The 2,637-nt window shown below is 56.1% G+C and carries 4 protein-coding genes; all 4 read right to left on the reverse strand.

Features of this window, described 5'->3' with window-relative positions:
- Positions 1-465: 465 nt before the first annotated feature.
- The 4 genes from N5D20_RS24590 to N5D20_RS24605 all read right to left on the reverse strand — a co-directional run bounded on the left by N5D20_RS24590 (position 466) and on the right by N5D20_RS24605 (position 2,604).
- A complete protein-coding gene (locus tag N5D20_RS24590) occupies positions 466-921 on the reverse strand; it encodes a hypothetical protein (RefSeq protein ID WP_126561027.1) in 456 nt (151 codons plus the stop codon).
- Positions 922-1,087: 166 nt separating this feature from the next.
- The gene (locus N5D20_RS24595; protein ID WP_126561026.1) at positions 1,088-1,288 is read right to left on the reverse strand and encodes a hypothetical protein; all 201 of its coding nucleotides are present in this window, start codon (positions 1,286-1,288) and stop codon (positions 1,088-1,090) included.
- Between the two features lie 134 nt (positions 1,289-1,422).
- A complete protein-coding gene (locus N5D20_RS24600) occupies positions 1,423-1,626 on the reverse strand; it encodes a hypothetical protein (RefSeq protein WP_010485953.1) in 204 nt (67 codons plus the stop codon).
- Positions 1,627-1,644: 18 nt separating this feature from the next.
- Positions 1,645-2,604 carry an RHS repeat-associated core domain-containing protein gene (locus N5D20_RS24605; RefSeq protein WP_100064825.1) on the reverse strand — a complete coding sequence of 320 codons (960 nt, stop codon included), beginning with the start codon at positions 2,602-2,604 and terminating at the stop codon, positions 1,645-1,647.
- Between the last annotated feature and the right edge of the window lie 33 nt (positions 2,605-2,637).

Below are 2,637 nucleotides of genomic sequence, written 5' to 3' on the forward strand. Positions count from 1 at the left end.
GGGCGCCTTGCGCGTGCTGAGCCACTCCGCCACGCAGATCTGAGTGGCTGCAGGAGGAAGCACGACGGAGACACTGGCGATGCCCGAGTAGGGACTGCACCCCGCGAAATTGCATGCCCTCACGCGATAGGCGTAGCTGCCATTGCCACGGCTGGCAACAAAGCTGTTCCCGCCGCCGTTATGCACCACCGTCCAGCCACCACCGTTGGCACGCTCCTCGCGCGAATCAGCAGGAAAGGTTCCGGCTCAGCACGCTACGGTTGAAGGCGTGCAAAACCACCAGCGCGGCAGACATCGCAGCTGGATCCGACATGGGCCTGGACCGGAATGCATCTCCCCGCCATCGGCACCGCTCTCCAGTTGGAAGCCAGTGACGCAACCGTCCCTAACGGTTGATCGACGAACGAGCCCCAACCACCATCACGCGACACTACCATCTTCAAAGCGAAAAAAGAAATGTGGGCGTCAAGAAACTAATGATGAATCAACAGACACCCCATCGTAATCAATAGATGCAAACTCAGAAACCGACATCTTCCCTTGAATGCGCAGCAAGCCAATGTAGGCTGACTTAGCCAGGAGTGACTTAGAATCATTCGAACGGAGCACCGCCCTGAGCCATTCCTCGATTGAAGCTGCATCAAGCCTCCTCCGAAGCACTGCAGAAACAAGCGATTCAATCATAAGCCTCCGATTATCATCAACAGGCTCCTGCCCCACCGTAACAATTCCAATAAAACAACCAAGAATCAACGGATCTGCCCAACGCAACCCGCCGATGAAAATGGCCCTCTCTCGGATCTCCGGATCACAATGGAACAATGACCTCGATACCAATACATAGTTTGAAGAGTCGGGTTCGGCCGTGAGAACCCGCGACATCTTGTAAAGCCGTTCAAGCAGCAGTTCATCTTCCGCCATCAGGAGTCTCCTGCATTTGCAACCACACGAGTCCCCCGAGGGGCGGTTGCGCGCCCACCCGATCAACGCATGCGCTTCAATCGGGAAAAGGTACAAACGCTGCGCACTACTGCAGGCTTATGGACAGTATTCATCCGGGGGCCACTTCACAACCGCTGCAGTCACTTCAAGTCTTCCAGATCCAGCGCCACTTCCTCAAAATCGCCACGTGGCATTGGGCCGGGGACCCGAAGAAATCAGACATCAAGCGGAGCATGGATTCCGCCAAGAAGTAGATCGTCCGTCGACGCATCTGGCCGGTCCAGATCTCGCGTCTGGTCTGCTCACGCTTGCCCAGACCCTCAGCATCATCAAATATCAGCTGCATGGATAGCTTCTCAACGTGTGCCGCCATTGTCTCTCATGCGGCCGACCAGCGGCCGGCACTACCGAAATGGTTGTTCAGAGGATCATTAAAGGGCGGTAAGCACTGGGCGGATTTGCCGCTTCTGCCTAAGACAGCTACGAACTCTTCCCGCGCAGCAAGCCAACGAAAAGTGGTATGTAAGCCACCGTAAACGCCGCCAGAAGTATGAGCGTCCATTCAATGAATGAAATCCCTGTATGCCCGTAAACGAGACGCAGCAACCCATAGCTGGCAATCGTGAAAACGGCAGCTTTTGCGTAATAGACGGCGACGCCCTTCAGGATCAATTTGATCTTCATATCCTACTTCAACTTTTCCTACTTCAACTTATCGTTCACAAGTGGTTCCAGATCGCCTGATGAACTGACCGCCGTACCGACGGCATTGGCCGCTGTTTGGGTGGGATTGGAGTATTTAAACCCAGGAGTGGCTTCCTTTATACCCTGCATCAGATTTCCTGTCGCAGTTCGCTCAGTCTGTGTCATCCCAGCACTCGCACTTCTAGCCGCCACACCAGGCGCAGCAGAAACAGCTGCCCCTAAGCCAGCCGTTCCTCCGCTCAAGGCTGCGCCCTTCGCAACCTCGGATACAGAAGCGGTCTTACCTTCAAGCTGTGCATTTGCTTGAACTGAAACTGCGCCGACGGCTGCATTTCCAACCACGTTTGCGGCAATGGTTCCACCGGTAGTGGCAGCTGTGCTTGCAACGGCACTTACTCCACCACTTAGCGCACCAGCCGCTGTTGCGACAGCGACTTGCCCCCATTTTACTTGGGAGAATCTTTCGCCCATCGACCCTTCAGCCATAGCCATCTGAACACCGATGTTCACAACTGCGCCTATTGGCGCGCCCCACAAGCACTGGGGGCAGCGCCCATCCGGATCTTTGAACTTGTACGGGCTGTTGTAAGCATAGGCGTAGCGGTTTAGATGGCGCATATCGCCCCCTTCAGCCGTTACCGGATCAACGCTCAGGAAAGCCCCTAACGCCGGATCCATGTACCGCTGCTGCATGTAACTCAGCCCGGTCCCCGAGTCCGTCACATGCCCCGTATATCCCGGTCCATCCTTCAACGGCCGGTTGACCACCGTCCCATACGGCTCATACACCGTACGCTCGATGACGTTTCCGCTGGCATCGGTGATCGCCACCGGTGAACCCAGTGCATCAGTGTGGATGTACTCGACGACTTCCTGTGCGACCGCCGGAGCCACACAGGCCGCCAGCACCACCAGCGTGAGCACCGCCCGAATCAACAGCGAACAGAGTCCATTCATGGCTTAGTCCCAATTCAATACGCCGCGGGTGAC

It is taken from the genome of Stenotrophomonas sp. GD03877 (assembly GCF_029840555.1).
Classification (GTDB): Bacteria; Pseudomonadota; Gammaproteobacteria; order Xanthomonadales; family Xanthomonadaceae; genus Stenotrophomonas; species Stenotrophomonas geniculata.

Coding starts and splice junctions, on each gene's coding strand:
- N5D20_RS24590 (WP_126561027.1), bottom strand. CDS start 921: ATGGCGGAAGATGAACTGCTGCTTGAACGGCTTTACAAGATGTCGCGG.
- N5D20_RS24595 (WP_126561026.1), bottom strand. CDS start 1,288: ATGCAGCTGATATTTGATGATGCTGAGGGTCTGGGCAAGCGTGAGCAG.
- N5D20_RS24600 (WP_010485953.1), bottom strand. CDS start 1,626: ATGAAGATCAAATTGATCCTGAAGGGCGTCGCCGTCTATTACGCAAAA.
- N5D20_RS24605 (WP_100064825.1), bottom strand. CDS start 2,604: ATGAATGGACTCTGTTCGCTGTTGATTCGGGCGGTGCTCACGCTGGTG.